Origin of the sequence: Streptosporangium vulgare (genome assembly GCF_042428775.1) — a bacterium.
Classification (GTDB): domain Bacteria; phylum Actinomycetota; class Actinomycetes; order Streptosporangiales; family Streptosporangiaceae; genus Streptosporangium; species Streptosporangium vulgare.
This window is the reverse complement of sequence record NZ_JBHMBS010000002.1, coordinates 149,782-175,843: the sequence shown is the minus strand read 5'-3', so window position 1 is coordinate 175,843 and position 26,062 is coordinate 149,782. Positions and strand designations below refer to the sequence as shown.

Below are 26,062 nucleotides of genomic sequence, written 5' to 3'. Positions count from 1 at the left end.
CATGTCGGATCACGTTGACATCCTGGTTTTCGATACCGGCCCGTTAAGCCACTTCGCCAAGCAGAGCTGGCTCGGAGTGCTGCGTGCGGTTGTCGGCGAGAGAACCGCTGTGATCCCGGATACCGTGGTCCACGAGCTTCAAAACGGTGTTCACGAACACGGGTATCTTCATTCCGTGCTCAACGCGTCCTGGATAGAGCAGCGCGAACTCATCGATGAATATGAAGAGTTCGCGACGTTCAGCGCGTTGTTGGTCGGATCCGGTAACCGCAACCTTGGCGAGGCCGGTGTGCTCGCGTACGCCAAGGCGCACGGTGCTACGGCGATCATTGACGACGGTCCGGCACGTCGAGCGGCGAAGACTCATAACGTGCATCACCAGGGCACGCTGGCTCTCCTTTGCGAGAGTATTCGATCTGAACTGCTCACGGTTGACCTGGTCTCAGCGGTCGCCGACCATTTGATCGAGGGTGAATACCGCCTTCCTTTCGGCCCTGGCGGTTTCAAGCGGTGGGCGGCCAACCAGGACATGATCTGAGGGACGCTCTTAAGTCATCACGCTCTTGCTGGATTCGACATTTCGTGGATTTGTCCCGATCAGATTTCTGAACGACTGCGGCTGTCAGCCGCGTTCGACGGTAGGACCCTGCGCGATGGTCTCCTATCCGGCTGGACAGGAGACCCGGTTCAGGGAGTGGGGTGGGCACCGCGTGGGGGTAGGTGCCAGCGGGCCCAGACGGTTTTGCCGGGGCGGTCGGGGAGGGGAGTGACGCCGTGATCGTGGGCGAGGGCGCCGACGATCGCGAGGCCGCGGCCGTGGGTGGCCTCGGCGTCCAGGGTGAGGTGGCGCGGCTGTCCGGCGCCTCGGTCGGTGACCTGGATCTGGAGCTCGTCGGGGCTCGCCCGCAGGGAGAGTCTGACCACGGGTTCGCCGTGGAGGATCGCGTTGGCGAGCAGCTCGCCGGCCACCAGGACGGCATCGTCGGTGAGGTGATGCAGTGCCCAGACGGTGAGGGTCTCGCTCACCATGGCGCGGGCCTTGCCGACGATCGGCAGGTCGTGCGGCAGGTCCCAGCAGACGGTGCGCGGGTCGCCCGGAGTCCGCGGGTCGCCCGGTGCCGGTGGGGTGTCCGGGGTCTGGGGCATGGGTCCTCCTCGGGGTGGCGGTGTGGTGTGCTCGGCCTCGCACATCAGGTCGCGTAGCTCGTCGGTGGTGCGGGCTCGCACGATGAGGGGTTGGGGGGCGGGCCAGGTGGCGACGGCGTGGAAGTGGCGGGTGCCGGGGCCGTACCAGACGGTCCAGGCGGGCTCGATCCGGTCGAGCTGCTCGGCGGCGGCGCGCTCGGCCGGGTCCCAGGTTCGGGAGTCGACCTGCTCGATGGCCGTTCCCCGCCGATGCCGCCCGCCCTGCCGGGGCTGGGGGACGCGTTCGTTCATGTCGTCGCTCCCTGCCGGTACGGGGTGTGCTTGCCGGAGGGGGTACGGGTGCTCGGCGGACGTCCTCGTCGATACGGCACGGGGGCCGTGGCACCGGCCTGCTCAGGGCGCCGATGCCGACCGGGGGAGACCGCCACGGACCGCGCGGGGAGAGCGGCGGGGGGTGTGGGGCCGGGGATCGTGCGGATGGGCGTTGAGACGGGTGGGTGGCTGGAGAGGTTGAGGCGGCGGCGGACGGTCATCCGGGCGTGTACTTGAGCGGGGGTGGGCTGCTCCCAGTGGTGGTGGGCGCGGTGCGGGAGGCTGGCGGCCTCGTGTGCGTACGGCGGGTGACCGCACCAGCGGCAACCGAGCGGCATCGGCGGCCGGTCCGCGTGCCAACGGACCCTGATCGGCCTGGGGTTTCCTCTAGGGTGATGCATCAGATCGGACCTCCTACGTCCGGTCGAGGGGCTTGTCATGGCGTGTCGTGCCGTGGCAGGCCCCGCTTTGTTTTGGGGTATTAGGGGCAACAGGGCGAGGTATTTCCGTCTTGCGCGCAGTGGCTGCTGTTCACGGGGTGAGGCTTACTCGGCGGTGACAGGTGTGTGTCTGGAAGAGGCGTGAGCCGCGCCTGAGGTGCGTTTTCCGCTGAATCGACGGACATTTTCACTCCTCTTATCCGGACATATCTGGTGTTTTTTCGATGGCAGCAGGAAGCCGCCCTCCGCGCGCAAGACAGGGCCGAACCGGCGGCTTTTCCGCTCTCCCGGACCTCTTCACAGGGTGCCCCTGAGTGACTACTTTGGGTATCGAAAGTCGAGGCACATTGGCGTGACAGTTTGTGGAAAGCTGTGTTTTTTGTGCCACGATGTGGAATCCCCCGGCTGGACGGAGCTGAAATGCCAAAGAACCCAAAAATCAACCCCAAAAACGAAAAGTGGGCTCTCTTTGGCGCGGAGCTCCGCAAGTATCGAAAAAAGGCGAAAATGACCCAGAATGAGCTGGCCGAGGTGACCCAGTTCAGCAGGAGCCTGCTGAGCTTCACCGAGAGAGGCGAGCGCAAACCCGGCAACAACCTGGCGCAACGCTGTGATGACGCTCTGGGGGCGAACGGAGAGCTCCTCCATTGCTGGACGCACATCACGCACGCGGCGAGCCCTCGATGGTTCCGTGACTGGCTCGACATCGAACCGGAAGCGCACGCTTTGCATGCTTGGGAGCCACTCGTCGTGCCCGGTCTTCTCCAGACCGAGGAGTACGCGCGGGCGGTTATCCGTGGGGAGCCTGGTATAACCGACAAGCAGGTGGAAAAGGCCGTCGCGGCTCGCATGGAGCGGCAGAAGATCTTGCTGCGATCTACGCCGCCTATGCTCTGGGTTATCCTCGACGAAGGAGTTCTTCACCGCCCGATCGGTGGAGAAGAGGTCATGCAACACCAACTCCAGTATCTTCTGGAAATGGCCGAGCGGCCGCGGATCGGTATCCAGATTCTTCCCTTGGTGCGGGGATCGACCACGGGGACTTCGGGAGGATTCGTGATCGCCCAGATTCCAGGAAATCCGGATATGGTATATGCCGAGTCTGTAACGCGCGGGCATGTGGCAAATCGGCCAGAAGATGTCGAGGCTGTCCGTGCCCGATACGACACCATCCGAGCTGAGGCAAGCCCTCGGCATGTCTCGATCGAATTGATCAGAGAGGCGGAGAGGCTATGGGCGTGAGTGATGAGCTGAAGAGCGCGGCCTGGCGTAAGGCCACCAAGAGTGCGTCAAACCAAGGGAACTGCCTGGAGGTGGCTCCGTTGTCGGGGGGCAGGGTGGGCCTGCGTGACACAGAGGCGCCGGAGCGGGCGCCGTTCGTGGTGAGCGCGAGTGTCTGGGACGCGTTCATCGACGGTGCCAAGAAGGGCGAGTTCGACTTCTAGTCCCGATCTCGGAACGCGGGAAGGCTCTCGGTCATCGCCAAGGGCTTTCCCGTCCGTACCGTCAGCGGCGGAGAGGTGGAGAAGCCATGGGCCTGAACAATGAGCTGAAGATCGCGGCCTGGCGCAAGGCCACCAAGAGTGGCCCCAATGGTGGGGACTGTCTTGAGGTGGCTCCGTGGTCGGGTGGGTCTGCGGGATACGGAGGCTCCGGAGCGGGCGCCGTTCGTGGTGAGTGCGAGCGTGTGGGACGCCTTCATCGACGGCGCCAAGAAAGGCGAGTTCGACTTCTGACTCCGCTCCCGAGGACAAGGAAGCCCTCGACCAGGTGGTCGAGGGCTTCTGGCGTCGTACGGGCTATGCCACGGTGTATTCGACGTCACCGAAGTCGGCCACGACGCGCAGCCGTCCGCCGAGAGCCTCGACGTAGGAGCGTAGGGTCGCCACTTCAACACGATCGACCTCCCCGTGTTCGATGGCCGAGACTCTCGGTCCGGAAACCCCCATGGTGGTGGCGACGTCGCGTTGAGTCAGATCCTGCTCACGCCTGATCTCCGCGAGCTTGTGCGCCCTGACCTCAGCGGCGAGTTGCTCCATCGCGGCGGACTTCTCACCATCCGATTGCACGGGCAGTCCCGCAGCCTGACGTCGCTCCCGCGCCCGCTGCTTCACCTCGTCCCAGTTGACCGCGCTCATTCGTACTCCCTGCTAGCCAGCTCCGCTATGTGCTCGGCATACCGCTTCTCCGCCATCGGTACGTTCGTGTCATACCAATGGTCCCAGTCGCCGGCCTTGTCGCCCGCGACCAGAAGCACCGCCCGGCGAATCGGGTCGCAACTCTTTCAGATGATGGTTGTCGGCTCCCTTGATGCGATCCACCAGTGGTCGGCCAAGTGTCGGCCCGGTCTGTGCCAGCATGTCTATGGCGTTTTCGACCTGCTCGGCGCTGTCCCAGTCGTCCTGGCATAACCGGTCGTACCAGTCGGCGACCTCGGCAACCAGCACGACCTGCCATCCAGCTCCATCCACAGGTTAACCCTGGCATTAAGTCGGCAGCAAGGGGATGCTTTTCTGATCAGAGGAGCAGCTCGCCTGCTCTGGCCTGGAACTTTCGTGATCTTCCCGTGGTCGGGTGAACGGTTCGGCTGAGCGTTGATTTTTCGATCGGGTCAGCATCATGGCCCGGCTGTCGTGCCGGGTTGACGGGGTTCCATGGACCCGCGGTTGTCCCTTTCTGATCGTTGGGGCGGCTTGGTGCTGGTCAGGTCGGTCCGGTAAGGCCTGCAGGCGGGCCACGGCGGCCCGGCCGTGGGCAGGGGCTCTCGGCGCCTCAAGGACCGGCCCCCGGGACGCCCGGTGCCGTGACCGGCGAACCTGCCCGGTCACCGTTCCGATGTCCTCAGACCCCGAGAATGGTGCTGAACGAGGATCGGGCGGTCAGATGTGCTACTCATGCACGATGGGGGGCGTAAGTTTCGGTAGAAGTCGGCGGATCCTGGCTGTGGCCGTCGTGACCATGGTGATCAGGCTGGTTGTCCTGGTGGCCGAGGACCTGGACACCCGGATTTCGCCCTACCGCCGCCGCCTCGAACCCTGCTGATCTCCATGCAGTGGGTTGCGCTCGTCCTCGCCGTGCTGATCGTGTACGGCGCGGCCGTACGGCGCACCGCGGAGGCGGCCGGGGTGGTGGCGCTCGCCTTTGTCGTCATTGCGGGTGGGGTCTCCGGCTTTCTGGGGTGGCGGGTCCGCGATGTCGTCGGGAGCCTGTTGCTGGCCGCCGGATTGGCCGCGGTGGCGTGGGCGCTGGGGCGGTGGCGGCGGCGGGTCCTCGCCAAGCGGAACGCGCTCGCCGCTTTTCTGGCGGGGGTCGAGGCGGTGCCCGCGACGGCTGCCGCGGTGGAGCGGCTTCGGCTGGCCGGTGAGTTGCACGACACCGCGGCTCATCGGCTCACCGGCATCGTGGTCGGTGCGGCCTCGGCGCTGCGGCTGGGCGATGCGCGGCTGGTGGCGTCCGCGCTGGAGCACGCGGCGGCTGAGGGGCGGCTGGTGGTGAGGGAGCTGGCCGCGCTCACGAACGGCGTTCCCGGGGTGCCACGGCTGGCCGACGTCGACACGCTGGCCGGGCCCGGGGTGGTGTACCGCAGGACGGTGGACGAGGCGCCGGAGAGGGTGGCGGCGGTCGCGTACCGGGTGGTGCGGGAGGCGCTGACCAACGCCGCCCGATACGCGCCGGGCGCGCAGGTGCGGGTGGAGCTCGCCGCCACAGACGGAGACCTGACGGTGACGGTGATCAACCAGGCAGGGGAAGGCGGCAGGGCGGAGGACGGCCTCGGGGCGGGAAAGGGGCTGGCCGGGCTCAGGGCGGCCGTGGCCGGGTGCGGAGGAACGCTGACCGCCGGCCCCCAGGGTGACGGGTGGGCCGTGGTGGCGTCCTTCCGGATGACGACCCGGGGTCGGGAGAGGAAGGACGGGTGGCGAGGGAGACGGGGGGCGGATTGGGCGTTGGCGGCGTTGGCCGTCGGACTGTCGGTCGGGACCAGCCTGCTCGACAGCGACCCCGTCGACCTGCTGCTTCTTCTTCCCCTCTGCGCACTCCACGCACTACCGCTCGGCTGGCGCGGACGGGCACCCGGCTTCGCGCTGGCGGTGGCGCTGTCGATCTACCCGGTGCTGGTGGCGACGCGAACCGTACCGCCCGCGGGAGATGTGTTCCTGTGGTGCTCGTGGGTGGAACTGGCGCTGCTCTACGCCGTCGGACTGAGCGGGAAGGGTCTTATCGCCTGCCTGGGCATGGCGGCGGTAGGCGGACTGGCGCTGGCGGCCGGCCCGGGGATCACGGGCGATCGGCTCGGCGCGTGGGTGGTGCTGGGCCTGGGTGTCGCCGTGCCCGCCGTCACCGCCTGGGCACTTGGCGCGACCGTCGCGACGATTCGGGCACGGCGGTCGGCCGGGGAGGCGCGGGCGCGCACGGCGACGGGTGAGCTGACGGCGGCGGCCGTACGAACGGAGCGGGACAGGATCGCGGGCGGCTTGCGGCGTACGGCGATGCGCCACGCGGAGGCGGTCGTGGCGGCGGCGGACGCGGGCCGGCTCGCCGACGCGCTGGCCGAGGCCAGGGGGGGACTCACCACACTCAGAGACCTGCTCGAAGAGCTGGGCGAGACGGGAGATCCGGCCCCTACGCTGGCCGGAGTAGCGGCGCTGGCCTCCCGCAAGGGCGCCGTCGTCAAGTTCACGGGTGAGCGCCGCGAGGTGGATCCGGCGGTTCAGGTGGCCGCGTTCAGAGCGGCGGAGCGATTCTTCGAGCACGGCGACGAGGTGACCGTGGCCTACCTGAACGGTGGCGTGAGCATTGAGGGCAGGGCCACGGCCGGGCTCCGAGACCTCGCCGACGCGGTCGGGGGAGAACTGATCACCATGGCCGATGGCACGATACGGGTATGGCTGCCCGAATGATCACTATTCTTGTCGCCGACGATCAGGCGGTCGTGCGGGCGGGCATAGCAGCCGTCCTGGACGCCGAGCGCGATATGACCGTGGTGGGTCAGGCGGCCGACGGACAGGCGGCGGTCGAGTCGACTCTCCGATCGCGTCCCGACGTGGTGCTGATGGACGTCAGGATGCCCGGCCTCGACGGCCTGCGGGCCACGGCGCGCATCACCGCCGAGGTGCCCGGGACGCGGGTGGTGGTGCTGACCACGTTCGGGCTGGACGACTACGTCTTCGGCGCGTTGCGTGCCGGCGCCGCCGGGTTCCTGCTGAAGGACGCGGAGCCCGAGCGGGTGATCGACGCGGTCCGGGTGGTCGCGGCCGGAGACGCCATGCTCGACCCAGGCATCACAAGGCGGCTTATCGACCGATTCGCGCAAGAGCCGCCGCCGTACGACGGCGGCACGGGTGTGCTCACGCCGCGCGAGACCGAAGTGCTCAAGCAGGTCGCCACCGGCCTGAGTAACGCCGAGATCGGCGCGGTGCTCGGCATCAGCCCGGCCACCGTCAAGGACCACATCGCGGTGATCCTCGGCAAGCTCGGCGTACGCAACCGCCTTCAGGCCACCATCGTCGCGTACGAGACGGGCCTGGTCCGCCCCGCCGCGCGGCGGGGGAGCGGTCCATCCTGACGAAGGAAGAGCCGGCTCCCCCACCTTCCTAGCGTTGATCCCATGAAGCTCGTCCTGGGGGCCGTCCTCGCCCTGATCCTCTCGCCGCTGGTCTTCTTCGGCGTCGCCATGGTCGTTCCCGTATACCCGGTCTTCGCCGGAGCGGCCGCCGCCTCGATCGTGTCGATCACGTGGCTGGTCACACGAAAAGCACCGCATACCGCGGGTGTCACCGTCGTGCTCTGCGGCATCGCCGCCGTCACCGTCATGCTCCCGTCTCCCGCACCGGTGCCGGTGATTCCGGCGGGTGTGCGGTTCTGGGACCTGCCCACCGGCTCCCGCCTGGCCTATGTCAGCGAACCAGCCAGGGGTACGGCCAGGCCGTATCCGGTGATCTTCCTGCACGGCGGCCCCGGCACACCGGGTGAGGGGGTTCCGGAGGGCGGGCGGGAACTGGCCGGTGAGGGGTTCGACGTCTATGCCTACGACCAACTCGGCGCTGGACGCTCCACCCGCCTCGACGATGTCAGCGGTTACACGGTGGCCAGGCACGTCGCCGATCTCGACGCCGTCCGCAGCGCGATCGGCGCCGAGCGGGTGATCCTGGTCGGCAGGTCCTGGGGCGGAACCCTGGCGGCCGCGTACATGGCGGCCCATCCCGACCGCGTCGCCAGGGCCGTGCTGACCTCGCCGGGAGCGATCTGGAAGCCCGCCTATCCCGACGGCGTGGGTTCGCCCTGGGGCAACGGGGACGGGCCCGACGGTTCGCTGCGCTTCCTCGTCCAGAACGTCCTGCTCGGACTCAACCCGGCGGCCGCGCACAGCATGGTGCCCGACCGCGAGGCGGACGCCTACTTCCGCGAACTGCTCATCTCCGTCAAGGACGCCACCGGCTGCCCGGGGGCGGCGCCCGCGCCCACGCACACCAACCAGCCCGGCTTCTACGTCAACCAGGTCACCTCCGCGGACTCGGAGACCGTACCTGACCCCAGGCCCAAGCTGCGCCAGGTCCACGTGCCGACGCTGATCGTGCGCGGCCAGTGCGACTACCTCAAGTGGCAAGTCGCCGACGAATACCGGCGCATCCTGCCGAACTCGACATTCCTCTACGTGCCCGGAGCAGGGCACTCCATCGCCAACGGCCGCCCTGACCTCTACCGTGAGCTCCTGACGGCCTTCCTCCTCGGGAGAAAGCTACCTACGCCCTAGACTTTGCGATCTTGGTCGTTGCGATGGCGTGGACTTCTGATTCCGGCTCTCACCGCATGAGGCCGTGCGGAAGGGCGGTACGGGGCGGCAGGCTGCCGGATGCCCTGGGCGAGGGCCTCGCCGAGGGGCTGCGCGTCCGCACCGCGGCGGCCGTACCTCGTCCGGTTCGCGTTGTTCGCCGTCGCCCAGCGGTCGTGGCCGGGCTGATCCGGCCGACGACGGACCACGCATGGCGCACACCCGCCGAGCGGGTTCCGGACCATGATCGCCGCAGCCACCGTGCCGGCCCGGGGTGAGCCAGGGGTGAGGTGAAAGTTTCAGCCGGGGAGCGCGGCGGTCGTAGCCGGCGCGGCTCGTGCGGTCGCCCGAAGGGTACGCCGACGGGTCCGAGCGTCCCGCGGCGGCGACGGCATCTCGCTCTCCACCGCGGTCGATCACGGCTACAGAACCGGTTAAGTAATGATGCCCCTTCGTCGTTCACGCGAGGCCCTGGTCACGACACCGATCCGGTTGTGGAGGCCCTCCGCGAAGCCGGTCATGACCGCCCGGGAGTGCGGGGCCAAAACTCGTCACTTCCGTGATCGCCTGCTCAGCGGGGTGAGACGAGAATCCGTCGGCCTGATCCCGGTGTGAAGGTTCCGGGGGTCCCTGCTGTCGGCGAGCGACCGTAACGTGCCGTATTCACGCCGTTGACAAATGAACCGGTTCAGTTAACCATCACAAAACTGCCACGCGAAGTACGTCGAGGAGAGAGCCCATGATCCACCATGGACGACGCGTCAGGGCATACCTGACGAGTCTGGCGGCGGCAGCGGCCCTGCTGTCGGCCGCGCTGGTCGCGCTACCCAGCGCGAACGCCGCCGCGCCCACCTGCCAGGTGCGGTACCAGGTCGCCAACGACTGGGGATCCGGTGGCACCGTCAACGTGACCGTCACCAACACCGGCGCCACCGCCGTCAACGGGTGGACCCTGGCCTGGGTCTTTCCCGGAGCCCAGACCGTCAACGACATGTGGAACGCCACCCGCGCCCAGTCCGGGGCCGCCGTCTCGGCGACCAACCTCGGCTACAACGCCACGATCCCCGCGAACGGCGGCTCGGTCGCCTTCGGCTTCAACGTCACCTACAACGGCTCGACGGCCGCCCCCGGCGCCTTCACGCTGAACGGCGCGTCCTGCGGAGGCGGCACCGATCCGACTCCGACGGTTACCCCTACCGTCAGCCCGAGCCCGACGCCGACGATCACCCCCACGGTCGATCCGCCCGTATCGGGCAACCTGGCCCTGAACAGGCCGACCACCTCCTCCTCGGACGAGAGTGCCGACCACGCCTCCCGCCTGGCCGTGGACGGTGACCCCGGCACCCGCTGGTCCACCCTCTACGGTGACCCGCAGTGGATCCAGGTTGACCTGGGTGCCACCTACCCGATCAAACACGTGACCCTGCGCTGGGAGGCGGCCTACGGTAAGAGCTACCAGGTCCAGACTTCCGGCGACGGTGGCACTTGGACGACGATCCACAGCACCACCACCGGTGACGGCGGTGTGGACAGTCTCACCGTCTCCGGCACCGGGCGCTACGTCCGCGTGAACGGCATCGCCCGGGGCACCGCCTGGGGTTACTCGCTGTACGAGTTCGAGGTCTACAGTGTTCCGCCGCCCCCGGATCCCGAGCCCGTCTGCGACCAGTCGCCCGCCGACACGGGAGCCAACTCCAAGGCCGAGAACCTGCTCTGCTATCTCAAGACCCACACCTTCGTCAGCGGCCAGACCGACCTCCCCGACGCCGACAGGGTCAAGTCGCTGACCGGGCGCTACCCGGCCATGGTCGCCTTCGACTTCATGGAGTACACCCGGGGCAGCATCGACACCCAAAATGTCATCAACTGGTACAACTCCCGCCACGGCATCGTCGCCTTCCAATGGCACTGGTACTGTCCCCGCGGTGGCAACTACTCGGCGCCCTGCGATTTCGTGCCGGATTTGAGCAATCCCTCCTCCAAGCTCTACCAGGACATCGACCTGGTCGTACGGGAGCTCAAGAAAATGGGTGACGCCGGAATCCCCGTCCTGTTCCGCCCGCTTCACGAGAGCAACAACAACTACATGTGGTGGGCCAAGAAGGGACAGGACGCCTACAAACAGCTCTGGAGACTGATCTTCCAGCGCGCCCAGGCGGCAGGCGTCGACAACGTGCTGTGGGTGTTCAACGGCATGGCCAGTGGCCAGGGAACGTCCATGGCCTCCTGGTACCCGGGCGACGCCTACACCGACCTCGTCACCTCTGACTACTTCCAGAGCTGGAACGACCACACCACCCTCAAGGCCATCGGCTCCAACAAGACCGTCGGCATCGCGGAGACCTTCAGCCCGCTCAACCCGGCCTCCGACGCACCGTGGCCTTACTTCGTCGTGTGGGCCTCGCGCGACTGGAACGGCAGCGGCAAGGACGTCCAAGGTCTGTGGAAGACGGCGATGGCGAACCCGAAGACCATCTCCATTGATCAGCTCCCCGACATGACGAAGTGGTGAGGCGACCGCTCCCCCACTGACTCGGCGCCGCCCGTCGTTCCTCCACCGGGGACGGCGGGGGCGCCCCCGCGTCGTTCTCCCGCGCCTTGCCGGGTGGCCACGGACCCTGGCGGCGCCGGAGCCTCCAACCGACTCGGGGTGACCCAGTCCTGAAGATGATGATCGGTGCCATCGAAGCCGCGTCGCATGCCGTCCCCGGTGTCGATGGGTCGGGCGCCGTCAGTGCTCGGACCGCTCGGCCCCGGTGCGGCCGCTCATGACGGCGTCGGCGGCCATGCGGAGCGTGTCGGTCTCGAACTCGAGACGCGAGGCGGCGGCGGGAAGCGCGCGCTCGACGAGGAGGCCGTTGAGGACGGTTGTCAAGAACCGTGCGCATCGTTCGACGTCGTTCGCCGGGATCGCGCCTTCGTCGGCGAGGACGGTCAGCCAGCGCTCGATGCGGTGCAGGCCCAGTCGCTCCAGCGAACGGTATGTAATGACCTGGTCATCCGTCGGGTCGGAGGCGATGTACGTCTCGTGGATCGCGCGCCAGTACTCGCGCGCCCGACCTCCGGTGCCGACCTGCGAGAGCAGTTGTCGCAGGCACGCGACGAGGCGTTCCGCCGGTGCTCGTTCGGTGTCGAGGATGGGATCGTCGGGGATGTCGATGTCGTAGATGCCGGCGACGACGGTGTCGACGAGCTCCCGCTGCGTCGGGAAGAAGTGGCGAAGCGAACCCATGCTGACGCCTGCTCGCGCGGCGACTCCCCGGACGCTCAGCCGGGCACCCGGGTCCTCTCCGAGCATGGTCGCCGCGGCGATCAGGATCCTGTCGCGGGTGTCTCGTTTCGGTGGACGGTCGGTCATCGTCGGAACCTCCTTGCCCCCATTTCTAGCACAGTGTGCTAGCTTCAATGAAGTAGCACAGCGTACTAGTGGTGATGTGACCGAAGAGCAGGAGGTTCTCGGGTGGGGTTCGGAGGATGGCGCAACCGTCGCGCGGCGTGGCGGGTGCGTCCTGGCAACGGCGAGCCGCTGCCGCGTTTTCGCTGGTGGCAGCTGCTGAGCAGGTCGGTGCGCACGCTGACGCTTCACGCGCCGGACGGCACCGCGTCCACCTACGCGGTCGACGTCCGTCAGCTGGGTGATCGCGACGACGGCGCGGTACGCGCGCGGCTCTACCGCGACGGCGCGCTCGTTTCGCTCTCGACGACGCCGGCCCGCTTCCCCGTGCCGGGCGGTCACATCGAGGTCGTCGTCGGCACCTACGGCCTACGACGCTGCCACTACGTGCGGGCCGACGGCACTGCGGCGCAGTTGACGCCTCATCCCGCTTCCGCCGAGGGGCGACGCGCTCACCTGCATCGGACACACCCGGGGCTGAGCCGCCTCGTCGGCGTCGTCTCGACGCTGCTCGTGCTCGTCGGGATCTGCGTGGCCGTGCCGCAACTCGTCGAGACCATCTCGCACATTCCGCCCGTGGCGGATGCGCTCGGGACATTCGATCTCCCTGTGCACATCCCGGTCGAGGCGAACATCGCCGCCGGCATCGCAGCGGTCGCGGGCAGCACCGAGCGCGCGCTGCGACTGCGTTCGAACTGGCTCGACTCTCTCGCGAGCTGACCATCGAGCCGACCATGAGGAAGGACACCGTGACGAACACCACCGAGGGCTGGCTCCTACGAGCCGACGAGCCTGAACACTCGCCTCGCGTGCCCGCAGGCGTCGAATACCACCGCGTCTACGCGGGCGACAAGCGCCGGATCCCGCGCGGCATCCTTGCGATCGTGCTGCTGTTCGCCGGGCTCATCGGCTTCGCGCAGTTGTTCCTGATCGGTGCCGCCGTCATCGACGCGCAGCTTCTCGGCCGTACGGGCTTCACCCCGCTGCGACAAGCCGCCGGCGCGCTCTCGCTCGCCGTGCTCATCCCCTACAGCATGCTGCTGCAGCGCCTGCTCTACGGGGTGCCCGCAGGTTCGCTGCACTCCGTTTCTGGACGTTTCCGCTACGGCGTCCTCGGCCGCTCGCTGCTCGCCTTCGGACCGCTGCTCCTCCTCGTCGTCTCCATCGGGTTCTTCCTCGTGCCCGGCGAGGCGGCCCCCTGGACGACCGCCGATCTCGTCGCGTTCATCGTCATCAGCGCGCTGCTCAGCCCGCTGGCGGCGGCCGGTGAGGAGTACGGACTGCGGGGCCTGATGTTCCGCGTCGTCGGCGGCTGGACCCGAGGCGCCCGCTCCGGGGCGATCCTCGGCATCGTCGTCACGACCGTGCTGTTCTCGCTCTTCCACGGCACGCTCGATCCCTACCTGCTCACCTCGTATCTCGTGCTGTTCTCGGCGCTGGCGATCGTCACCTGGCGCACCGGCGGGCTTGAGGTCGCCGTCGTGCTGCACGCCGTCTACAACGCCACGGCGTTCGTCCTCGCCACGACACTCCATCTCGACCTCGGCGGAGCCCTCAGCAGTCGTGGCGAGACGGTCGGTTCGGTCGGGAACCTGGTGCCGAGCGCCGGGCTTGTCGTCATCACCGCGATCATCTGGTGGATGACCCGGAAGCCGGGTCCGGCACGCACGCCTTCGACGTGACGTGAGGCGGCACAAGCCGACCTGAGACGCTAACACGCGGCCACGAACGATTGTTCATTTTTCGGCCATAACATGGAAATTCTGCCCTGATTTCATGCGCATGTGGAAACGCCGCAAAAGCGTAAGCGTCCACGTTGAGTCCAGCAGGTGAGACGCTCATGAATCGAATCAGTCCAGCAGGGGGAAATTTCCCAGGCCGTCCGGCGGACGGCTTATCCGGAGGCGAAAGGAAAGGGTATCGGCGGCCGCCAGGTCGCGGATGGGGCAGGGTCGTGGTGGCGATTCTGGTCACGATGTCGCTGGTCGTGAACCTGGCGCAGACGGCCGAGGCCGCCGACGACTCGCTGCCCTCCAGCTACACGCTCAGCATCCCGTTGCCCGACAGAACCGACCTCGTCAAGCTCCGGGCCAAGGCGACGGAGCTCAACAACCGCAATCCTCTCCTGAGCGACTCGATTTACGAGGACAGGGCCCTCTATTCGATCCGGCCCCCGGCCGGGCAGTTCATCGTCGAGTATGACTTCGACGGCACCTTGTCGGTGACGGAAACCCATCTTTCGCTCACGATCACGCCGGTCGGAGCGCAGGCCGCGGACCTGAGCTACTGGCAGCAGATCGTCCTGATCGGCGCGTCCCTCCTCGCGGGCTGGGCGACTCGTATCCTGTGCGAGGGGGCTCTCGCCGGCGTCGTCACGCCGGTGTTCGCTGCGGTGGTATGTGTGGTCCTGGGTAATTTCATCGCGGCCTGGATCCCTCAGGCGGTGAATCTCATCGTCAAGGGCCAAGACAGCAACATCGGAGACTGGGCCTTGGCATTCGGCGTCGCCTTGCTGGCCGCCGGAGCAGGAGCCGTCTGGGAGGGCGGGGGCAACGTATGGGCCCGCACCGTGCTCCCTGGACATCTTCGGCAGATGGGCGCGTGGCTGGTCGACAGGGGCCGGAGCTTCACGGGCTGGTTGAGGCCTCTCGGTAACGGCATGGAGAACCTGGGGCGGGATATCGACCTGGGCGCCCTCGACTTCTCCAACCGGCTCGCCGAGAGGGTGAGCGCCGGCGCCGGTGTCGCCAGGACGAACCTTCGGGTCATGCCGCTGGGCGACTCGATCACCGTGGGCTACGGAGGGGTCGGCAACAGCACCGAAGAATACGTCGGTTACCGGCGCGAACTGCTGAGCCAACTGCGGGCAGACGGCCACTCGGTGGACTTCGTGGGTTTTCAGAACTCGGGCGCGGGTCTCATCTCCGACACCAACCACGAAGGCCATGGCGGCTGGCGGATCGAACAGATCGACAGGATCACCGAATGCAGTATCCGCCGCTGGCGGCCCAACGTGGTCACGCTGCACGTCGGCACCAACGACATGAATCAGAACTACGACGGCGGGACCGCCCCCGCCCGGCTCACCCGGCTGATCCGTAGGATCACCGACCTCGCTCCGGAGACCACCGTGCTGGTCTCCCGGCTCGTGCCGTCGACGGACGCGGCGATCAACGCGCGGATCCAGCGGTTCAACGGGGCGATCCCGACCATCGCCCTGACCCTCGCCGCCGAGGGCAGACGGGTCCGGGCCCTCGGCATGGACGTCATCGCCGGCACCTCCGCCGACATGCGGGACCGGCTCCATCCCAACCAACCCGGCTACGACAGGATGGCCGGCACCTTCCGCATGGCGATCAGCGGTGCGATCCACGACCGTGTCATCGCCAACCCGGTCGCGGGCAACACCGGGTCGTGCGACGTCCCCCCGCCCCCCAGCCCTTCGGCGGGCTGGAACCACGTCGAACAGATCTCCGCGGGGTACGGCTACCCGCGTGACTGGGTGCGTTTCGCGGACATGGACGGTGACGATCGCGACGACTATCTGATCCTCCAGGACGAGGGAGAGCTCCGGGGGTGGCTGAACGACGGTGACGGCCGAAGTTGGACGTGGCGGGGTGAGCTGAACCCGGGGTACGGCTACCCGCGTGACTGGGTGCGTTTCGCCGACATGGACGGTGACAACCGGGACGACTACGTGATCCTCCAGGACAAGGGAGAACTCCGGGCCTGGCTGAACAACGGCGTCGGCCAGAGCTGGACGTGGAAAGGCGAACTCGCGGGTTACGGCTATCCCCGTGACTGGGTGCGTCTGGAGGACATCAACGGCGACGGTCTCGACGACTACGTGGTCATCCAGGACGAGGGCCAGCTTCGCGCCTGGGTGAACAACGGTGCCGGTAAGGGCTTCACGTGGCAGGGCGAGATCAACGCGGGCTACGGCTACCCTCGCGACTGGATTCGCCTGGAGGACATCAACGGTGACAGGAAGGTCGACTACCTCGTCGTCCAGGACAACGGTCAGGTCCGCGCCTGGCTCAACGACCTCGACGGCAAGGGGTGGATCTGGCAGGGCGCCGTCATCGGCGACGTCGGGGTCGACCGCGACAACGTGAGACTCGCCGACGTCAACGGCGACAGGAAGGCCGACTACCTCGGGATCGGCCCCCTGGGCCAGATCGGCGCCTGGTTCAACGACCGCTACCCCGGCGGCCCCACCCCCGGCAACCCGACGCCGATTGATCCCGGTCCGGAGCCCGGTAGTCCCTCGGCGGGCTGGAACCACGTCGAACAGATCTCCGCGGGGTACGGCTACCCCCGTGACTGGGTGCGCTTCGCCGACATGGACGGCGACGATCGCGACGACTATCTGATCCTCCAGGACAAGGGGGAGCTCCGGGGCTGGTTGAACGACGGTGACGGCCGGAGCTGGACGTGGCGGGGTGAGCTCAACGCGGGGTACGGCTACCCGCGTGACTGGGTGCGCTTCGCCGACATGGACGGCGACAACCGCGACGACTACGTGATCCTCCAAGACCTCGGCCAGGTGCGGGCCTGGCTGAACAACGGCATCGGCCAAACCTGGACGTGGCAGGGCGAACTCAACCCGGGCTACGGCTACCCCCGTGACTGGGTGCGTCTGGAGGACGTCAACGGCGACGGCCTCGACGACTACGTGGTCATCCAGGACAAGGGTGAGCTCCGGGCCTGGTTGAACAACGGCCCCGGCAAGGGCTGGACCTGGCAGGGCGAGATCTCCGCGGGCTACGGCTACCCCCGTGACTGGGTGCGCCTGGAGGACGTCAACGGTGACAGGAAGGTCGACTACCTCGTCGTCCAGGACAACGGCCAGGTCCGCGCCTGGTTGAACAACGGCCCCGGCAAGGGTTGGATCTGGCAGGGCGCCGTCATCGGCGATGTCGGGGTCGATCGTGGGAACGTGAGGCTCGCCGACGTCAACGGCGACAGGAAGGCCGACTACCTCGGGATCGGCCCCCAGGGCCAGATCGGCGCCTGGTTCAACAACCGCTGACGATAACGGGTCGGATCACTACGTACAAGAAAAGGCGCGAGGGCTCGATGAGCCCTCGCGTTCTTGACATGCGCGCAGAAGCCGTGGACCTGAGTGATGAGCTGAAGAGCGCGGCCTGGCGCAAGGCCACCAAGAGCGGATCCGACCAGGGTGACTGTCTTGAGGCCGCCCCGCTGTCGGGTGGTCGGGTGGGCCCGCGGGACACGGAGGCTCCGGAGCGGGCGCCGTTCGTGGTGAGTGCGAGCGTGTGGGACGCGTTCGTGGACGGTGCGAAGAAGGGCGAGTTCGACTTCTGAGCCCTGCCGCGGAAGCAGCCGAAACCCCTGACCGCCTGGCCAGGGGTTTCCGTCGCAGGTCTCCCCGCGCCCGGTGACCGAGGCTCCCGGGCCGGAAACTTCCGCGGCGGGGCCACGTCGTGCCGGGCCGGGGTCCGCTCACACCTGATCTCTGCGGCGAGCCGTTCCAACGCGGCGAACTTCTCGACACGCGCGATTCCTGATGCACTACAGTCGTCCGCCGTGGCCGAATCCTCCTCCTATCTGACCGCGACGGCGGACGCCTACGACGCCGTCGCCGACCTCTACGCCGACCTCGCCCGGGACTCGCTCGGCCGCCTGCCACTGGATCGCGCGATACTCGCCGTGTTCGCCGAACTCGTACGGGCCGCCGGACCCCGGCCCGTCGCCGAGGCCGGATGTGGTCCCGGATACATGACGGCACACCTGCGTGACCTCGGACTGGACGCCTTCGGCGTCGACCTGTCTCCCGCACTGCTCGAAATCGCCCGCAAAGACTATCCTGACCTGCGTTTCGAGCTCGGTTCGATGGGCGCCTTCGACGTGGCCGACGGCGAGCTGGGCGGGCTGCTCTCCTGGTACTCCGTCATCCACATCCCACCACCGGAACTGCCGCCGTACTTCGCCGAGTTCCGCCGGGTGCTGGCCCCCGGGGGTTACCTCCTGCTCGGTTTCTTCGAATCCGAGGGCGGTCCGGTGCTGCAGTTCGACCACAAGGTCACGCCTGCCTACCGGTGGCCGATCGACGACATGGCCGACCTGGCCGGCAAGGAGGAGTTCGTCGAGGTGGGGCGGATGTTGCGCGAGCCACTGGAGGGCGAGCGATTCCGCCGCGGCCACCTGCTGATGCGCCGCGACCCCGCCACAGCGGCGAGCACGAGCGGCATGGAGCCCTCTTCGCCCTGAGGTCGTAACCCGGGGTGATGAACCGGCAGAGGTCGTACGGACCGCTGCCGGGCAGGTCGCCGGGCCCTCCTCGCCTTGTCCGGGTCCTCCCCGCCCGGCCACCGACCGGAGCTTCCGGCGTCGCACGAGCTGGAAGTCGTACGAGCCGGAAGCCGTTCGGGGTTGGTCCACGTCACGAGATCGGTGACGGAGCCGGTCAACGGGTGGGCGCGTTGACGGCGTCTTCGGGCCCCGCCGGTCCGGGGGCGCCGGTGGCGGCGTGAACTTGCAGGAGCCCCTCGACTCCGCGCAGGAAGGTCTCGCAGATCAGCGCCGGGTCGAACAGGCATCCGGCGGCCATGGCGCCGTCGCGCATCATCACGAAGTGGCGGGCGGCGGTCTCGGCGTCTGTCTCCCGGACCTTGGCCAGCAGTTCCGTGACGGTTTCCAGGAACCATTGGCGGTGGGCGAGCACGGCCTTGCGCACCGGGGACTCGGGGTCGGGATACTCGGCGGCGGCGTTGAGGAAGGCGCACCCCCGGAAGCCGGGGGACCGGATGCCCTGGGCGATGGCCTCGCCGAGGGCCTGGACGGTGCCGGCGGCCGGAAGCCCGGCGGCGATGGCCTCGTCCGCCTGGCCTCGCGTGGCCCGGTCGACCTCGCTCAGGTAGGCGAGGACGAGGTCTTCCTTGCCGGGGAAGTGCCGGTAGAGGGTGGCCCGCGTCACCCGCGCCTCCGCGACGATGCGATCGATGCCGACGGCGTGGATGCCCTCCCCGTAGAAGAGCCGGGTGGCCGTGTCGAGCAGCCGGGATCGCGCTTCGGACGGCCGGCCTTCGGGTTGGCTGCGCATGTCGCCATCTTAGTAGGTAGAACGTTCGGTCTTGACAGCTCGCGCCGCACGCGGCCATGCTGTGTTGAGATAGAACGTTCGGTCTCGTTGAGGACCGTTCCCCACTCGCGGTCATGGCAGGCAACGCCGACCCGGTCGCCCACCCGATCGAGAAGGCCGGCCGCGGGACGCGCCGAACCGTTCTCCTCGTCACTCGTCCCCTGAAAGGATCATCGTGAGCACCATCGCTGCTTCGCCCGGCATCTCCGGGACCGCGTCCGCACTGCGGCGGCTGTACTTCGTCCGGTTCGCGTTCGCCATCGCCTGGGCCCTCGCGATGTTCACGACCGCCTCGACACTGGGTCCGGTCGCGGTCACCCTGCTCGTGCTCTACCCGCTGTTCGACGTGGCCGCCGCAATCGTCGACGCCCGCGCGACGCGCACCACCGGATCACCCTCGCTGCTGTACGTGAACATCGCGGTCAGTCTGATCACCGCCGTCGGCGTGGCCGTCGCCTGCGCGTCCGGTATCCCGGCGGTACTGCGCGTGTGGGGCGCCTGGGCGGTCGTGGCCGGGCTGGTCCAGCTGATCGTGGGTGTCACCCGCCGCGGGATGGGCGGCCAGTGGCCGATGATCATCAGTGGCGGCATCTCCGTACTCGCCGGCGCGTCGTTCATCCTTGGCGCCTCCGCGGCCAACCCGACGCTGACCAACGCGGCCGGCTACGCCGTCCCCGGCGGCATCTTCTTCCTCATCTCGGCCTTTCGTCTCGGCCGTGTCGCGAAGGGGAACTGACATGGACGGCGACACCTACGACGTCGTCGTCCTCGGGGCCGGCCCGGTCGGGGAGAACGTCGCCGACCGGGTGGTGCGGGGCGGGCTGAGCGCCGCCGTCGTCGAGCGTGAGCTCGTCGGCGGGGAATGCTCCTACTGGGCCTGCATGCCGACCAAGGCGTTGCTGCGCGGCGCGGCGGCGTTGCGGGCGGCACGTCGGTTGCCGGGAGCGCGCGAGGCGGTGACCGGTGGTCTCGACGCGGTCGCGGTGCTGGGCCGTCGGGATTCCTTCGCCTCGCACTGGAAGGACGACGGTCAGGTCGACTGGCTCGACTCGGCCGGGATCGCCCTGCACCGCGGTCAGGGCCGGATCGTGTCCGCGAACGTGGTCGAGGTGACCGGTGACGACGGCGTCCCGGTCACGTTGACGGCCCGGCACGCGGTGGTCGTCGCGACCGGAAGCGGCGCGCTGCTGCCGGACGTTCCCGGTTTGCGCGAGGCCATGCCGTGGACCAGCCGGGAGGCGGCCGCCGCGAGCGTGGTTCCCGGACGACTCACGATCATCGGTGCCGGCGTGGTGGCGTCGGAGATGGCGACCGCCTTCGCCGCCCTGGGGTCCTCGGTGACGATGCTGGCTCGTGACGGTGTGCTGCCGCTGGCCGAGCCGTTCGCCGGCGAGCGGGTCACCGAGTCGTTGCGGGAGGCCGGTGTGTCGGTACGCCTCGGCACGGAGGCCGCATCGGTGCACCGCGACGAGGCCGGAACGGTGCGCATCACGATGACCGACGGCGAGCAGGTCGAGGCCGACAGGCTTCTGGTGGCGATCGGCCGGACACCGAACACCCAGGACATCGGCCTCGGCGCCGTCGGCCTGACACCGGGCGCCTGGCTCACGGTGGACGACACGCTGCGCGTGGTCGGGGAGGACGGGGCGCCGATCGGCGGTGGGTGGCTGTACGCCGCCGGTGACGTCAACCGGCGGGTGCTCCTGACCCACCAGGGCAAATACCAGGCCCGCGCGGTCGGCGACGTCATCGTGGCGCGGGCAGGGGGCGAAGCGGTCGAGGATGGCCGTTGGGGCCGACACGTGGCCACGGCCGACGAGCGCGCGGTGCCCCAGGTGGTCTTCACCGAACCCGAGATCGCGTCGGTGGGGCTGACCGCGGCCGCGGCCGAGGCCGCCGGGGTACGGATCCGCGTCGTCGACTACGACCTGGGCGCCGTCGCCGGATCCGCCCTGCACGCCGACGGCTACCGGGGGCACGCCCGCATGGTCGTCGACGAGGACCGGAAAGTGATCGTCGGTTTGACGCTCGTCGGCCCTGACGTCGCGGAACTGCTGCACGCCGCGACGATCGCGGTCGTCGGCGAGGTTCCCCTGGACCGGCTGTGGCACGCGGTTCCGGCGTTCCCCACGGTCAGCGAGGTGTGGCTGCGGCTGCTGGAGGCGTACGGCCGCTGACCGTCCGGCCGAGGCGCCCGCTCGGTCTTTTACGCGGATGAGCCGAGCCACCCGTTCGGCTTTCTTCTCGGGCGGACCGAGCCGCCCGCTCAGCCGTTCTCGCGGGCGAACCAGTCGACGGTCCGCCGCAACCCCTCCTCAAGTCCCACGGTGGGCCGCCAGTCGAGGATCTCCGCGGCGGGGGCGGGATCGGCGATCCTCGCGCTGTCCAGCGCCCTGTCGGCGAGCACGCCGTAGCGGGGGCGGGCCCCGCCACCGACGATCTTGGAGAGCAGGTCCGCGGTGTCGCGGATGGAGGTGCCCGTCCCCGTGCCGATGTCGAAGGAGCGGCCCGCCGCCTCCGGGGTCTCGCCCGCGGCGAGGAAGGCGTCGACCACGTCGTCGACGTAGACCCAGTCGAGGTGACGCGTTCCACTGCCGAGCTCGGGCGTCCGCCCGCGCAGCAGCGACAGCGCCACGTAGGGGACCAGCTTGTGGGTGTCCTGGCGGCCCGGCCCGTAGACCATGCCGATCCGCAGGTTGCTCACCTGGACGTCCCAAAGGTGGTGGAACATCCGCGCGTAGCCGTCGGCGGCCCACTTGGACACCGCGTACGGCGAGGACGGCGCCCGGTCGCCCTCCTCCGGCCGGGGCTCCTCCAGCGAGCCCGCGAGCACCACCCTGGTCTCGGGGACCTCGGCGACCGCGGTCAGCAGGTTGACCACGCTGGTGAGGTTGCTGCGCAGCATGGGCAGCACGAGCCGCGGATCCCTGGCCCCGGCGACCTCGCTGGCCAGGTGGAACACGACTGCCGGGCGGGTCGAGCCGATGAGCCACTCGATCGCGCCCGCGTCGGCGACGTCCGCGACGTGCCAGGTCTCGCCGTTCGAGCTCTCCCTGGACCGGCGGCTGACCGCGTGCACCCGCGCGCCGAGCGCGCTCAGACGCCGCACCAGGTGGGCCCCGATGAAGCCACCGGCCCCCGTCACCAGCACGGGCCTCGTGCACCAGTGGTCTTCCCTCGCCGGGCTCGGCATGGGCGCTCTCCTCGTTCTTTCCGTACGTGACGAGACTCGCCGGGCGGCTTTCCACGTGAAGGGCCGGATCTCCCGCCGGCGGGAGAGGCGCCGCGTGGCGCCACGCGGACCACGCGGACCGGACGGGCCACGCGAACCGGGCGGAGCCGGACGGAGCCGCGCTGAGCCGTGCCGAGCCGAATCGTGTCGAGCCGTGCGGCCCAAGGAAATTCATACCTTGCCGTACGGGACGCCGTGGCGACGACGGAGATAATCCCCCGAAAAGGCGATTCACCGGAAAGGGGAGTGCCGAAAGCGGCAGAGCTGAAGAACGGCAGGGCTGAAGAACGGCAGGGCTGAAGAACGGCAGGGCTGAAGAACGGCAGGGCCCGCTCCGAGGAGCGGGCCCTGCCGTTCTGTGCCGCCTGGTGCGGTGTCGCGTCAGCCGATGCGCCAGGTGTCCCCGCCGAGCAGCAGGTCGTTCAGGTCGCCGGGGCCGCGCTCGCCGACGGCCTCCTGGAGCTGCTCGGCCATGAGCTCGTCGTAGGAGGGACGGTCGACGTTGCGGAAGACGCCGATCGGGACGTGCTCGAAGGCGGGCTCGTCCAGCCGGGAGAGCGCGAAGGCGAGCGACGGGTCGGCGCGGTGGGCGTCGTGCACGAGGATCTCGTCCTCGCTCACCGACGACCTCGGGACGACCTCGATGCCGCCGTCGGCCGCCCTGCGCACCGCCTTGGACGCCGAGGCGATGGGCTGCCCGTGCTCCAGGCGCAGCGTGATGTCGTCACGCTGCTCCGGGTCCTTCAGCTGCTCGAAGGCGTTGTCGTTGAAGATGTTGCAGTTCTGGTAGATCTCGACGAGGGAGGTGCCCCGGTGCTCGGCGGCCTCGCGCAGCACCGACTGCAGGTGCTTGCGGTCGGAGTCGATGGTCCTGGCCACGAAGGAGGCCTCGGCCCCGATGGCGAGCGAGATCGGGTTGAACGGCTTGTCCAGCGAGCCCATCGGGGTCGACTTCGTGATCTTGCCGATCTCGGAGGTCGGGGAGTACTGGCCCTTGGTCAGGCCGTAGATCCTGTTGTTGAACAGCAGGATGTTCAGGTTGACGTTGCGGCGCAGCGCGTGGATGAGGTGGTTGCCGCCGATGGACAGCGCGTCGCCGTCACCGGTGATCACCCACACCGACAGGTCGGGCCGCGAGGCCGCGAGGCCGGTCGCGATCGCCGGGGCGCGGCCGTGGATCGAGTGGAACCCGTAGGTGTCCATGTAGTACGGGAACCGGGAGGAGCAGCCGATGCCCGAGACGAACACCATGTTCTCGCGCTTGAGCCCGAGCTCCGGCACGAACGACTGGACCGCGGCCAGGATGGCGTAGTCACCGCACCCGGGGCACCAGCGCACCTCCTGGTCGGACTTGAAGTCCTTCATCCCGAGCTTGACCTCGGACTTCGGGACCAGCGAAAGCGCCCCGCCCCTTCCGGGGACGGACACCGCGGGCAACTCAGCACTACTCACTGTCGATCACGTCCTGGATCACGCCGGCAAGTTCCTCGGCCTTGAACGGAAGCCCGCGCACTCGGTTGTAGCTGATGATGTCGACCAGGAAGCGGGCGCGGAGCAGCAGCGCGAGCTGGCCGAGGTTGATCTCCGGCAGGAGGACCTTGTCGTACGCGCGCAGGACCTCGCCGGTGTTGGCGGGCAGCGGGTTGACGTGCCGCAGGTGGGCCTGGGCGACCTTGCCCCCGGACCTCCTGATGCGCCGCACGGCCGCCGCGATCGGCCCGTACGTGGACCCCCAGCCGAGCACCAGCACACGGGCGTCGCCGTCGGGGTCGTCCACGGTGAGCGGCGGGATGTCGTTCGCGATCCCGTCGATCTTGGCCTGCCGGACCCGGACCATCCGGTCGTGGTTGTTGGGGTCGTAGGAGATGTTGCCGGTGTTCTCGGCCTTCTCGATGCCGCCGATCCGGTGCTCCAGGCCCGCGGTGCCGGGGATCGCCCAGGGGCGGGCGAGGGTCTCGGGGTCGCGCTTGAACGGCAGGAAGGTCGTGCCGTCCTCGCCGTTCGGCCCCGAGGCGAACTCGGTGGAGATGTCGGGCAGGTCGGCCGCGTCGGGCAGCCGCCACGGCTCGGAGCCGTTGGCGAGGTAGCCGTCGGAGAGCAGCATGACCGGGGTGCGGTACTTCACCGCGATCCTCACCGCCTCCACCGCCGCGTCGAAGCAGTCGGAGGGGGTCGAGGGCGCCACGATCGGCAGCGGCGACTCGCCGTTGCGGCCGAACATCGCCATCAGCAGGTCGGTCTGCTCGGTCTTGGTGGGCATGCCGGTGCTGGGACCGGCGCGCTGCACGTCGACGATGATGAGCGGCAGCTCGGTGGTGACCGCGAGGCCGACGGTCTCGGCCTTCAGCGCGACACCCGGCCCGGAGGTCGTCGTGACGCCCAGCGCCCCGCCGAAGGCGGCGCCGAGCGCCGCCCCGACGCCCGCGATCTCGTCCTCGGCCTGGAAGGTGCGGATGCCGAACCGCTTGTGCCTGGACAGCTCGTGCAGGATGTCGCTGGCCGGGGTGATCGGGTACGAGCCGAGGAACAGCGGCAGCCTCGACTGCACCGAGGCGGCGATCAGGCCGTAGGCGAGCGCCTGGTTGCCGGAGATGTTGCGGTACACCCCGGGGGCGAGCTTGGCCGGCTTGATCTCGTACGAGACCGAGAAGGACTCGGTGGTCTCGCCGTAGTTCCAGCCCGCCTGGAAGGCGGCGATGTTGGCCTTGGCGATGTCGGGCTTCTTGGCGAACTTGGTCTCGAGGAACTGGATCGTCGCCTCGGTGGGCCGGTGGTAGAGCCAGCTCAGCAGCCCGAGGGCGAACATGTTCTTCGAGCGCTCGGCGTCCTTCTTGGACAGCGCGAAGCCTTCGAGGGCCTTGACCGTCAGCGAGGTGAGCGGCACGGCGTGGACCCGCCATTCGGCGAGCGAGTCGTCGTCGAGGGGGCTGCCGTCGTAGCCCACCTTCTGCAGGTTGCGCTTGGTGAACTCGTCGGTGTTGACGATGAGGTCGGCGCCGCGCGGCAGGTCGGAGAGGTTGGCCTTCAGCGCGGCGGGGTTCATCGCGACCAGGACGTTGGGGGCGTCGCCCGGGGTGAGGATGTCGTGGTCGGCGAAGTGCAGCTGGAAGCTCGACACGCCCGGCAGGGTGCCTGCGGGGGCGCGGATCTCGGCCGGGAAGTTGGGAAGCGTGGACAGGTCGTTGCCGAACTCCGCGGTCCCGGCCGTGAAGCGGTCACCGGTCAGCTGCATGCCGTCGCCGGAGTCGCCGGCGAACCGGATGATCACGCGGTCGAGTTGCTGAACCTGCTTGGTCACAGCTCAGTCCTCCTCGACGCGACAGGGCGCCGTTGCTCGTGGCACATTCTTTTTTCCATGCTAGATCCTCGGGGTCACGCGTAGTCTTTTCGCGTTCCACTCGGCGAAGGAAAGTGACCTTTGTCGCATATCCTTGACGGCCGCTGAGTCGAAACTGAGTCGAAGCTGGGCGCGGACATCGCGCGCCGCGGCCGTCGTACGGCCTACGGGGGAGTCACGATCGCGGACGGCCGGCCCGACACAGCCCGGCCGCGAGCCGACACAGGTCAACGTGCAGGCGGCCGAAGAGGACAGTTGGGATCACGATGCCCAACTATATGTCCCGTCACGAAGACGCTCTCATCGCCTCCGGCTATGGCCCCATAG

General features: G+C 68.6%; 24 protein-coding genes. 15 read left to right on the top strand and 9 right to left on the bottom strand.

The features are described 5' to 3' along the window. Position 1: 1 nt before the first annotated feature. The gene (locus ACFFRH_RS04770; protein ID WP_344747277.1) at positions 2 to 538 is read left to right on the top strand and encodes a PIN domain-containing protein; all 537 of its coding nucleotides are present in this window, start codon (positions 2 to 4) and stop codon (positions 536 to 538) included. 149 nt (positions 539 to 687) lie between these two features. On the opposite strand, the gene ACFFRH_RS04765 is transcribed toward ACFFRH_RS04770, so the two are convergent. Beyond that, the gene (locus ACFFRH_RS04765) at positions 688 to 1,437 is read right to left on the bottom strand and encodes an ATP-binding protein (protein ID WP_386154488.1); all 750 of its coding nucleotides are present in this window, start codon (positions 1,435 to 1,437) and stop codon (positions 688 to 690) included. An 881-nt stretch (positions 1,438 to 2,318) separates the two neighbouring features. Here ACFFRH_RS04765 and ACFFRH_RS04760 point away from each other — a divergent pair. The 3 genes from ACFFRH_RS04760 (at position 2,319) to ACFFRH_RS04750 (ending at position 3,634) form a co-directional block, all read left to right on the top strand. Next, positions 2,319 to 3,140 (top strand): helix-turn-helix domain-containing protein, encoded by an 822-nt coding sequence (locus ACFFRH_RS04760; protein WP_344747275.1) that lies wholly within the window; start codon positions 2,319 to 2,321, stop codon positions 3,138 to 3,140. Further along, positions 3,137 to 3,343: a DUF397 domain-containing protein gene (locus ACFFRH_RS04755; RefSeq protein WP_344747273.1), complete on the top strand. Its 207-nt coding sequence runs from the start codon at positions 3,137 to 3,139 to the stop codon at positions 3,341 to 3,343. Before ACFFRH_RS04760 ends, ACFFRH_RS04755 begins: the two co-directional genes overlap by 4 nt. Positions 3,344 to 3,526: 183 nt before the next feature. Further along, positions 3,527 to 3,634 carry a DUF397 domain-containing protein gene (locus tag ACFFRH_RS04750; protein WP_344747271.1) on the top strand — a complete coding sequence of 36 codons (108 nt, stop codon included), beginning with the start codon at positions 3,527 to 3,529 and terminating at the stop codon, positions 3,632 to 3,634. Between the two features lie 63 nt (positions 3,635 to 3,697). On the opposite strand, the gene ACFFRH_RS04745 is transcribed toward ACFFRH_RS04750, so the two are convergent. Then, complete coding sequence (locus tag ACFFRH_RS04745; protein ID WP_343983814.1) at positions 3,698 to 4,036, bottom strand: XRE family transcriptional regulator; 339 nt, start codon at positions 4,034 to 4,036, stop codon at positions 3,698 to 3,700. Positions 4,037 to 4,105: 69 nt separating this feature from the next. Beyond that, positions 4,106 to 4,345: a hypothetical protein gene (locus tag ACFFRH_RS04740; RefSeq protein ID WP_344747269.1), complete on the bottom strand. Its 240-nt coding sequence runs from the start codon at positions 4,343 to 4,345 to the stop codon at positions 4,106 to 4,108. Between the two features lie 600 nt (positions 4,346 to 4,945). Between ACFFRH_RS04740 and ACFFRH_RS04735 the strand changes: the two genes are divergently transcribed. From ACFFRH_RS04735 to ACFFRH_RS04720, 4 genes are all read left to right on the top strand, one after another. Then, positions 4,946 to 6,796 carry a sensor histidine kinase gene (locus ACFFRH_RS04735; protein ID WP_344747268.1) on the top strand — a complete coding sequence of 617 codons (1,851 nt, stop codon included), beginning with the start codon at positions 4,946 to 4,948 and terminating at the stop codon, positions 6,794 to 6,796. Continuing rightward, positions 6,793 to 7,461, top strand: coding sequence for a response regulator (locus tag ACFFRH_RS04730; protein ID WP_344747267.1), 669 nt, complete (start codon positions 6,793 to 6,795; stop codon positions 7,459 to 7,461). Before ACFFRH_RS04735 ends, ACFFRH_RS04730 begins: the two co-directional genes overlap by 4 nt. 42 nt (positions 7,462 to 7,503) lie before the next feature. Then, positions 7,504 to 8,649, top strand: a complete 1,146-nt coding sequence (locus tag ACFFRH_RS04725) for an alpha/beta fold hydrolase (protein WP_344747266.1) — start codon at positions 7,504 to 7,506, stop codon at positions 8,647 to 8,649. Positions 8,650 to 9,406: 757 nt separating this feature from the next. Further along, positions 9,407 to 11,179, top strand: a complete 1,773-nt coding sequence (locus ACFFRH_RS04720) for a glycosyl hydrolase (RefSeq protein WP_386154480.1) — start codon at positions 9,407 to 9,409, stop codon at positions 11,177 to 11,179. A gap of 219 nt (positions 11,180 to 11,398) precedes the next feature. Here ACFFRH_RS04720 and ACFFRH_RS04715 read toward each other — a convergent pair whose 3' ends face one another. Further along, entirely contained in the window at positions 11,399 to 12,025 is a 627-nt protein-coding gene (locus ACFFRH_RS04715; RefSeq protein WP_344747265.1) for a TetR/AcrR family transcriptional regulator, read from the bottom strand. 102 nt (positions 12,026 to 12,127) lie between these two features. Here ACFFRH_RS04715 and ACFFRH_RS04710 point away from each other — a divergent pair, with 102 nt between their 5' ends. The 5 genes from ACFFRH_RS04710 to ACFFRH_RS04690 all read left to right on the top strand — a co-directional run bounded on the left by ACFFRH_RS04710 (position 12,128) and on the right by ACFFRH_RS04690 (position 18,295). Continuing rightward, the gene (locus ACFFRH_RS04710) at positions 12,128 to 12,781 is read left to right on the top strand and encodes a hypothetical protein (RefSeq protein ID WP_386154477.1); all 654 of its coding nucleotides are present in this window, start codon (positions 12,128 to 12,130) and stop codon (positions 12,779 to 12,781) included. 29 nt (positions 12,782 to 12,810) lie between these two features. Then, positions 12,811 to 13,743 carry a CPBP family intramembrane glutamic endopeptidase gene (locus ACFFRH_RS04705; protein WP_386154474.1) on the top strand — a complete coding sequence of 311 codons (933 nt, stop codon included), beginning with the start codon at positions 12,811 to 12,813 and terminating at the stop codon, positions 13,741 to 13,743. Between the two features lie 293 nt (positions 13,744 to 14,036). Continuing rightward, positions 14,037 to 17,093 carry an FG-GAP-like repeat-containing protein gene (locus tag ACFFRH_RS04700; protein WP_386154471.1) on the top strand — a complete coding sequence of 1,019 codons (3,057 nt, stop codon included), beginning with the start codon at positions 14,037 to 14,039 and terminating at the stop codon, positions 17,091 to 17,093. Between the two features lie 68 nt (positions 17,094 to 17,161). Next, positions 17,162 to 17,389: a DUF397 domain-containing protein gene (locus tag ACFFRH_RS04695; protein ID WP_344747259.1), complete on the top strand. Its 228-nt coding sequence runs from the start codon at positions 17,162 to 17,164 to the stop codon at positions 17,387 to 17,389. 222 nt (positions 17,390 to 17,611) lie between these two features. Further along, the gene (locus tag ACFFRH_RS04690; RefSeq protein WP_344747258.1) at positions 17,612 to 18,295 is read left to right on the top strand and encodes a class I SAM-dependent methyltransferase; all 684 of its coding nucleotides are present in this window, start codon (positions 17,612 to 17,614) and stop codon (positions 18,293 to 18,295) included. Between the two features lie 196 nt (positions 18,296 to 18,491). Here the strand turns inward: ACFFRH_RS04690 and ACFFRH_RS04685 are convergent, their stop codons facing one another. Then, positions 18,492 to 19,127, bottom strand: coding sequence for a TetR/AcrR family transcriptional regulator (locus tag ACFFRH_RS04685; protein ID WP_344747257.1), 636 nt, complete (start codon positions 19,125 to 19,127; stop codon positions 18,492 to 18,494). Between the two features lie 214 nt (positions 19,128 to 19,341). Between ACFFRH_RS04685 and ACFFRH_RS04680 the strand changes: the two genes are divergently transcribed. Together ACFFRH_RS04680 and ACFFRH_RS04675 are read left to right on the top strand one after the other, a co-directional pair. Continuing rightward, the gene (locus ACFFRH_RS04680; protein WP_344747256.1) at positions 19,342 to 19,902 is read left to right on the top strand and encodes a hypothetical protein; all 561 of its coding nucleotides are present in this window, start codon (positions 19,342 to 19,344) and stop codon (positions 19,900 to 19,902) included. 1 nt (position 19,903) lies between these two features. After that, positions 19,904 to 21,343 carry a dihydrolipoyl dehydrogenase family protein gene (locus tag ACFFRH_RS04675; RefSeq protein WP_386154466.1) on the top strand — a complete coding sequence of 480 codons (1,440 nt, stop codon included), beginning with the start codon at positions 19,904 to 19,906 and terminating at the stop codon, positions 21,341 to 21,343. An 89-nt stretch (positions 21,344 to 21,432) separates the two neighbouring features. Here ACFFRH_RS04675 and ACFFRH_RS04670 read toward each other — a convergent pair whose 3' ends face one another. From ACFFRH_RS04670 to ACFFRH_RS04655, 4 genes are all read right to left on the bottom strand, one after another. After that, positions 21,433 to 22,359, bottom strand: coding sequence for an NAD-dependent epimerase/dehydratase family protein (locus ACFFRH_RS04670; RefSeq protein ID WP_386154463.1), 927 nt, complete (start codon positions 22,357 to 22,359; stop codon positions 21,433 to 21,435). 420 nt (positions 22,360 to 22,779) lie between these two features. Further along, positions 22,780 to 23,850, bottom strand: a complete 1,071-nt coding sequence (locus tag ACFFRH_RS04665) for a 2-oxoacid:ferredoxin oxidoreductase subunit beta (protein ID WP_386154460.1) — start codon at positions 23,848 to 23,850, stop codon at positions 22,780 to 22,782. Next, a complete protein-coding gene (locus ACFFRH_RS04660) occupies positions 23,843 to 25,696 on the bottom strand; it encodes a 2-oxoacid:acceptor oxidoreductase subunit alpha (protein ID WP_386154457.1) in 1,854 nt (617 codons plus the stop codon). Before ACFFRH_RS04660 ends, ACFFRH_RS04665 begins: the two co-directional genes overlap by 8 nt. Before the next feature lie 214 nt (positions 25,697 to 25,910). Then, the gene (locus ACFFRH_RS04655) at positions 25,911 to 26,000 is read right to left on the bottom strand and encodes a putative leader peptide (protein ID WP_386155048.1); all 90 of its coding nucleotides are present in this window, start codon (positions 25,998 to 26,000) and stop codon (positions 25,911 to 25,913) included. Positions 26,001 to 26,062: the final 62 nt, after the last annotated feature.